Here is a 6,594-nt window from a genome sequence, read left to right on the forward strand (position 1 = left end):
AGCGTAGTCGGTGACACTGACGTGGTACGAATCGGACGAGAGGAGTGGCCGTGTCAGAGTTCGAGCTGGATGAGGCTGCGGTCGCGGACACCGAGCAGGAGCTGTTCCAGACCGGGGAGAAGGTGAACACCGAGGCTGCCAAGGCCCGCGACTCGGTGACCGGCGCACGCGGTGCCTGGCTCGGCGACTCCAATGTCGCCGCCACCAATAAGCAGACGGGCGAGTTCGCCGACTGCGTCAACCGGCTGCACAACGAGATCAATCAGATGTCCGAGGCGCTCGGGCTCGGCCGCAAGGCCACCATGGCTGAAGACCAGTTCAACCAGGACGAGTTCCTGGCGATCAGCCCTGACACTCCCTACGCTCGCGTCTAGCCAGTCGATCCGGATCCATAAAGGAGAGGCGTAATGCCCGGTCACGTCAGAGTCAACAACACGGTCAACGTCGTGGGTGACGACGTTTCGACCAGTGCGCAGAACATCCGCCGGATCGGTGACGACATGTACAGCCACCTGCGCGGCCTGGTGTCGGCTGGCCTGCTGCGTGGGGAAGGGATCGAGCAGGCGCTGACCGCCTCCCACCAACGCTGGAACGCGGCCTGCAACGACTTCGCCGACGCCGAGCAGCGCTTCGGCGAGCAGTGCCACAACACCTACGCCAACACCATGGCGACCGATCTGCGTTGCGGCGGTTACTTCAACGCGGTGTAACACGGTGTAACAACCAAACTTTGATCCACCTCCCCTGGCGACGGGCGGCTGAGGCATCAGCCGCCCGTCGCCGTTTGCTGTGCGTCATCGCGGTTGTGCATCGTCGCGGTTGTGCGTCACCGGCGGCCGCGTTGCCGATCCGATGAGTTCGGGCCCTCGTCAGGAGTGGGGGCGTGAGCCGAACAGCCCGGCCGGGGGCACCGGGTGCGGATCGAAGGCCGCCTCCGCGGGGGGTGTCGCGAGCCCGGGCCGCCACCGGCGCCGCCGGCCGGACCGACCGAAGCCGACCGCGGCGGTAAAGAGCACCGCCAACCCGAGGCCGGCGAAGGCCAGGACCGCCGCGAGCCACTCGCTGTCGCGGTCAGCGCGATCCCGAGCCAGCTCCGCCTCGCTGACCTCCGCCGGCTGGTAAGAGTCGAGCGGGTGCTGGTCACCATCGACGACCCGGTCCACCACCGCCCCGTACGGATGGACGATGCCGTATCCGTATCGCGGACTGACCGCCGCCTCGGGGGCCGGCGCCGCGGTCGCGAAGAGTCGATGGGCCACCTGCGCGGCCGACAATTCCGGGTGGTACGACCGGACCAGGGCTGCGGTGCCGGCGACGTAGCCTGCGGCGAACTCGGCCCCGGTGGCGGGCCCGAGGCCAGAATCCGGATAGCTGGTCAGGATCTCCACCCCGGGCGCGACGAGGTCCACATAGCCCAGCTGTGGGCTCGCTCCCATTACTTCCTGGCTGAGCGCCCCCACCCCGATCACCTCGTCGTACGCGGCGGGGTAGGGCACGGCGCCGTCGGGCTGGTCGGCGTCCTGGGTCAGCGCCCCCACCGTGGCGACCACCACGGCGTCAGCGGAGTGGGCGCGGGTTACTGCATCGGCCAGCGAGGTGCTACCTCGGTCGGCCACCGTGGACACCACAATCACGGTCGCACCCTGGTCGACTGCCCAGTCGATGCCGCTCGCCAGCCGCCCGGGCGGAATCGACTCGCGCGGCTCCTGTTCGGTGGGGTACTGGTCACCCACCACTTTGGCGGCCAGCAGCTCGGCGCCGGGGGCGGTGCCGTGGAAGCCGACCCCGTCGATCTGCCGGGCGGCAACGACGCCGGCAACCCCGGTGCCGATACCGAGGCAGTCCGGCTGTCCGGAGGGCTCCCCGAACTCCGGCGCCAGGGCGAGATCGGTCGCCGCGACGACCGCGCCGGCGAGTTGCGGGTGCTCGCCGATCCCGGTCCCGACGATCGCGACCCGCTGCCCCTCGCCGATGGTGAGCGGCCATACCCGGTCCGGCCGCAGCAACTGCTGGGGCCAGGGCACCGGGGTGATCGCCTCGCCCGGGGGCAGGCACCGCTCTTGGGCGCTCACCGGAGCCGGAGCAGCCAGCGGCGCCAGCAGCGCTACGCCGGCCGCCGCAGCCGCGGCTACCGCCGCGCGTACCAGGTATCGCGCCACAGTCGGCCTAACCCCCCAGCGATGGCCGCGCGTCCCGGGGACGGCGCCGGGGTTGGCCGGTCACCACCGGGCCACCCGGGGTTTCCACCTCCCACGTGGCGTTGTCAGCTACCGGCGCGGCAGCGGCGGTCTCCGCCGCCGGCTCGGGCGCGACCCGCCGGGCGGTACGGTCGGCGTGGCGGCTCTCCGCTGCCCGATCCGGCCGGGCGGCCTGCGCGATCCGGATGGCCCGCAGTGCTGCCGGGACCTCAGCGGCCCGTTCAGGGATCGGGTTACCGGTGGCCACCCGACCCTCCAACACCGGCGCGGTGCTCTCCGGCGTGCCCTGCGCGAGTTGGGACTTCAGCTGTTCCTTCAGCCGCGCCACGCGTTCCTGACGTTGCTGGCGGGCAGCGGCCTTGCGCTCGGTGGCGGTGCGACGCGGGCCGGTGTAACGCTGATTGTTCAGAACCGGTGGAGTGCCGCCACTGCCAGGCAGCGCCGGGCCGCGGCGGCTGGCCTTCGGTGCCTCGCCCCGCCCACCGGGCGGGGATCCACGCCGCTGCTTCTGGTCACCGAGGACCGGCGGGCCGGCCATACCCGGCGGCAGGAACGCTGCTGGGATCTCGGTGTGCCCCGCACCCGCCGCACCGGGTTGACCCGGGGCGTTCGGCTGCTGCCGCCCCGGCGGCATTCCGTTACCCGGGGCTCCCGGTGGCCCGCCCATGCCGGGTCGGGCGGCCGAGCCCGGAGCGCCGGGCGGCGTCGCCCCGGGACGGGCGGGAGCACCGGGGGCACCTGGTGGCGCGCCCATTCCGGGCCGCGCCCCGGTCCCCGGCATACCCGGTGACGTCGCTCCCGGGCGGCCGGGGGCGCCCGGGCTTCCCGCCCGGTCGCCGGGGCGCGCCGGTTGCTGGGTCGGTGGCGCCATCGGCGCCCCGGGCGCACCGGGCGGCCGCCCCATCCCGGGCGGCATCCCGGGCGTGGGCGGCCCGCCCATACCCGGTGGCGCGGCCAGTCCCGGGTTTCCGGGAGTTGGTGGCGGAGCCAGGTTTGTCGGCATGCCGGCAGGGGGCTGAGCGCCGAGCACCCCGGGCACCGGTGGCGACGTTGCGTTGGTCAGGGTTGACAACCGAGCCGCGGTGTTGGCGATGGTGCCCAGGCCGGGCGCGGCTGGCGGTGCTCCAGGGGCAGTCATCCCGGGTGGGCCGATCACCCCGAGTCCGCCGAGGGCCGGCGGCGCCAGCGGCGCTACCGGCGCTACCGGCGCTACCGGCGCTACCGGCGCCCCGGGCGGTGCGACCGGGGCGCCGTTCGGAACTCCGCCGACTCCGAGCCCGGGCGGTCCTGGTGGCGCGGTGCGCATAGCGGCTCTGAGGCCGGTCGGGGATGGCACGGCCCGGGCACTGCTTACCGGCGGCGGTGGTGGGGCGGCCGGAACCCCCGCCCCGGCGCCGGCGAGCATCGGCGCCGGTGGGGCACCGAGCGCAGCCGCCGGGGCACCCGCCGGCGGACCGGGCGGCGCACCGGGCACCCCGCTGGGCATCCCGCCGGGCAATCCTGGGCTGCCATGCTCTACGGCATTTAGCTCCAGCTCCGGGAAGCGCGCGAGCGCCAGCGCGCCGTTCGCCTGGGCGTACCCCTGGGCGACCTCGTCGGCCAGGTCGCGGGCCGCCTGGTGCCACTGTTCGACGAAGTCAGCCCGGCGGCCGGTGGAGGACGGCTCCACGGGCGAGGCCAACTCGACCGCATAGGTCAGATTGCCGCCATGCTCCTCCAACACATCGCTGGGAGCGCCTACCTCGATCCGCTCGTCCATCTCGGTGCGCGCCGCGTCCCACAGCTCCATGTAGGTCTGGTAGTCCTCCCAGAGGAGCTCGAACTCGAGCTGGGCATTCTCCATGGCGGTGCCCAGCAGCCGCAGCCCTCGGCCGACATCGTCGGCCCCGTCCGCGACATTCCTGATGTGCCGCACCACTCGGTTGTACTGCGAGAGGTACGCGGCGCGGGCGTACGGCGACTCCCAGGTGCCGAGTTCGTCGTTCGCGGTATCCATCTCGTCGGCGACGCCGTTGAGGGTGGTCGCGACGGTGGACCATTCGTCGCCCAGCGCCCGGGCCGTACCGGGGCGCTCGCCCTTGACCTGCAGGTAGATCGCCTCGATGGTGTTGGCGATGTAGCCGGGTGATCCACCGCCGCTGCCTCCTTGCCGGAAGCGGCGGTACTCCCAGGAACCCATGTAGTTGGGGTTGTAGTTGTCTATGCTATCCAGGATCGGCGGGCCGTTGCTCATTGTTGCTGCTCTCTGCTCGTCCTACCTCGCGTGCCTGGCGGTGGGCTAGCGGTTGTTGAGCTCCTCCAGCTTCTCGCGGGTGGCGTCGATATCCGCCTCCAGCGCGGCCATGGGCGGGGGAGCCGGCGCCTGCGGCGAGTCCATCGTCCACCCGTCGGAGCGCTCGAACGCAGTGCCGTCCTTGTTGTACCGGTCGGTGTGGTAGGAGGTGGTGCCGTCGTGGTGCTCGACTTGGTGCTCGACCCGGACCAGGTTTCCCTCCTCATCTCGGGTCACGGTCTCGGTGTGCGACCGGACGCCAGGGGCGGGCGAGTCGTTCTGGGTGGTCTCGGTGCTGTAACCGCCGTCGCTGTCGGTGAGCACATCCGGTGCGGGAGCGTCCTGCGCTACCGGCGGGTCATCGAAGACTGTGTTCTCACCGTCGATGTGGCTCGGTAGGCCGGCGGGGCGATCGTCGGTCTGCAGGAACGCGAACTGGAGCGCCTCTGCGTGGTCGGTAGTGTCGTAGGCGTCGGCCACGATGCTGAGCGCGGAAGCGAGCGCGAAGCAGTTGCCGAGCATCTGGGCCGCGGCCTGTCCGTACTGCCCGAGCTTGTCGCTGACGAACTGCTGCGCCTGCGCCCCAGGTTCGAACATCTGGGTGCTCAGGTGCTGTGAGGTGTGTTCGCCCTGGCCGATGATGTTCGCGCCGCCGCCGTCGCCGCCCATCGCGGCGGCGCCCATGACTTCTCCGCCGGCGTCGATGAACGCGCTCGCGGTCGTTCGAAGGCTGTCCGGTGTGACGTCCAGGCCCTCCGGCATGGTGCCCTCCCATCGTGTGCCGCGGTGTGCCTATCGGTCCGTGATCGGCCGGCCACCTTTGGTATCCCAGGTCGAAGCGGTGGCGGCGCCTCGACCCCAGCTCAAGTAACCACCACTCGATGATCAGGTGTCAACCACTCCCTCGCGGTCATTGTGGAATGACCGCCCTTTTTGCCGGATTCAACGCGGGTAGCGCCCGTACCGCTCCCGTAGGCTCCGGGGGCCTCGTTCAGAATGCCGATCTGACCTGCGACTTTGGTGCGATGCACGGCTGGGTTGGTGTCCACGTGCTGTCAGCGGTGGGGACGATCCTGAAGGCACACTTCTCAAACTTCAGGAGGGATCGATGGCGACCCCGACCGATCCGACCGAAACGCTCAGCGTCTCCGCCATGGAGGGCATCATGGCGGAGCTGAACGAGTCGCTGCGCCGGATCCCGGAGACTCAGGAACGCCTGATGTCGTTGAGCGGGGTGGCCTGGTCGGAAGACCGGATGGTGAAGGCGACGGTCGGCCCTCGCGGGCAACTGACCGGCCTCGAAATCGACCCGCGGGTGTTCCGGAGGCCGGACGCCCAGATGTTGAGCACGACGATCCTAGCCGCTGTCAACACCGCGGTCGCTCGAGTCATGGCTGAAGCCCAAGAGATCATGATGGGCGAGATGCCACCGGAGTTGGCGGAGCTGCGGACGCAGTTCGCCGCGGAGCAGCCCGATCCCGTGTCGCAGATCCTGATGACCGACGCTGACATCGTTCAGAAGCGGAGCGGAGCCGATGGCGACCTACGTTGAGATCACCGATCCCGGCGCGGTCCGGGGCGCGGCGCGGGCGCTGATGGCCGCTGGTGAGCAGTACGCCAACGACGAGCGCTGTATGCCGGAGCCGGTGTGGGGCGATGACAAGTTCGGTATGGCGATGCAGGCGAACTACCCGGTCGATGTCGTCGCCCAGATCCTCCGGACCAAGCCGCAAGTGGCGGAGAACATGATCGCACTGGCCGAGGGCGCGGACGCCGCGGTCGTCGAGCATGCCGCGCAGGAAGCTGAGGAAGGGGAACGTTTCCGGGGGATCTCCACCTAAGCCGAGTGGTGGACTCTTCCCGGATGGCTCAACCCGGAGATTGGCGAGCGCGACGGGTGACCCGGCCTGCTGATCAAGTTGGCGTTTCGGACTCGCCGCGCCGCGACGCGCCGGAAGCCGGCCCTCGTACAGGCGGCCACATAGTCACCGTTGTGGGCAACAACGCTGACTATGTGGGCCCTGGGCAACAGGTCGGTTCTCCCGCCGCTGGAGCGCCGTCTGCCCGGCTAATCTCGAAGACCCCGGTTGATCGGCTGCACGGACGTGGGTGTGGTGATGCCTG

General features: G+C 70.7%; 7 protein-coding genes. 4 read left to right on the forward strand and 3 right to left on the reverse strand.

The features are described 5' to 3' along the window. Nucleotides 1-50: 50 nt before the first annotated feature. Nucleotides 51-374: a hypothetical protein gene (locus tag JQS43_RS02845; protein ID WP_239677496.1), complete on the forward strand. Its 324-nt coding sequence runs from the start codon at nucleotides 51-53 to the stop codon at nucleotides 372-374. A 33-nt stretch (nucleotides 375-407) separates the two neighbouring features. Continuing rightward, nucleotides 408-710, forward strand: coding sequence for a hypothetical protein (locus tag JQS43_RS02850; RefSeq protein WP_239677497.1), 303 nt, complete (start codon nucleotides 408-410; stop codon nucleotides 708-710). Between the two features lie 159 nt (nucleotides 711-869). Here JQS43_RS02850 and JQS43_RS02855 read toward each other — a convergent pair whose 3' ends face one another. From JQS43_RS02855 to JQS43_RS02865, 3 genes are read right to left on the reverse strand one after another with little or no spacing between them, the layout of a single operon-like run. Further along, a complete protein-coding gene (locus tag JQS43_RS02855; RefSeq protein ID WP_275581004.1) occupies nucleotides 870-2,159 on the reverse strand; it encodes a S8 family serine peptidase in 1,290 nt (429 codons plus the stop codon). Nucleotides 2,160-2,166: 7 nt separating this feature from the next. Next, nucleotides 2,167-4,431, reverse strand: coding sequence for a hypothetical protein (locus JQS43_RS26005; RefSeq protein WP_275581006.1), 2,265 nt, complete (start codon nucleotides 4,429-4,431; stop codon nucleotides 2,167-2,169). Nucleotides 4,432-4,476: 45 nt separating this feature from the next. Beyond that, nucleotides 4,477-5,232 (reverse strand): hypothetical protein, encoded by a 756-nt coding sequence (locus JQS43_RS02865; RefSeq protein WP_239677498.1) that lies wholly within the window; start codon nucleotides 5,230-5,232, stop codon nucleotides 4,477-4,479. 346 nt (nucleotides 5,233-5,578) lie between these two features. Between JQS43_RS02865 and JQS43_RS02870 the strand changes: the two genes are divergently transcribed. Both JQS43_RS02870 and JQS43_RS02875 read left to right on the forward strand, forming a co-directional pair. Next, nucleotides 5,579-6,022: a YbaB/EbfC family nucleoid-associated protein gene (locus tag JQS43_RS02870; RefSeq protein ID WP_239677499.1), complete on the forward strand. Its 444-nt coding sequence runs from the start codon at nucleotides 5,579-5,581 to the stop codon at nucleotides 6,020-6,022. After that, the gene (locus JQS43_RS02875) at nucleotides 6,006-6,311 is read left to right on the forward strand and encodes a hypothetical protein (RefSeq protein ID WP_239677500.1); all 306 of its coding nucleotides are present in this window, start codon (nucleotides 6,006-6,008) and stop codon (nucleotides 6,309-6,311) included. The genes JQS43_RS02870 and JQS43_RS02875 overlap by 17 nt, the downstream gene beginning before the upstream one ends. Nucleotides 6,312-6,594 lie beyond the last annotated feature (283 nt).

This window comes from Natronosporangium hydrolyticum (assembly GCF_016925615.1).
Classification (GTDB): Bacteria; Actinomycetota; Actinomycetes; order Mycobacteriales; family Micromonosporaceae; genus Natronosporangium; species Natronosporangium hydrolyticum.

Excerpts from the sequence above, each read along its gene's own strand:
- JQS43_RS02875 (WP_239677500.1), top strand. The coding sequence starts at position 6,006 with ATGGCGACCTACGTTGAGATCACCGATCCCGGCGCGGTCCGGGGCGCG.
- JQS43_RS26005 (WP_275581006.1), bottom strand. The coding sequence starts at position 4,431 with ATGAGCAACGGCCCGCCGATCCTGGATAGCATAGACAACTACAACCCC.
- JQS43_RS02865 (WP_239677498.1), bottom strand. The coding sequence starts at position 5,232 with ATGCCGGAGGGCCTGGACGTCACACCGGACAGCCTTCGAACGACCGCG.
- JQS43_RS02850 (WP_239677497.1), top strand. The coding sequence starts at position 408 with ATGCCCGGTCACGTCAGAGTCAACAACACGGTCAACGTCGTGGGTGAC.
- JQS43_RS02870 (WP_239677499.1), top strand. The coding sequence starts at position 5,579 with ATGGCGACCCCGACCGATCCGACCGAAACGCTCAGCGTCTCCGCCATG.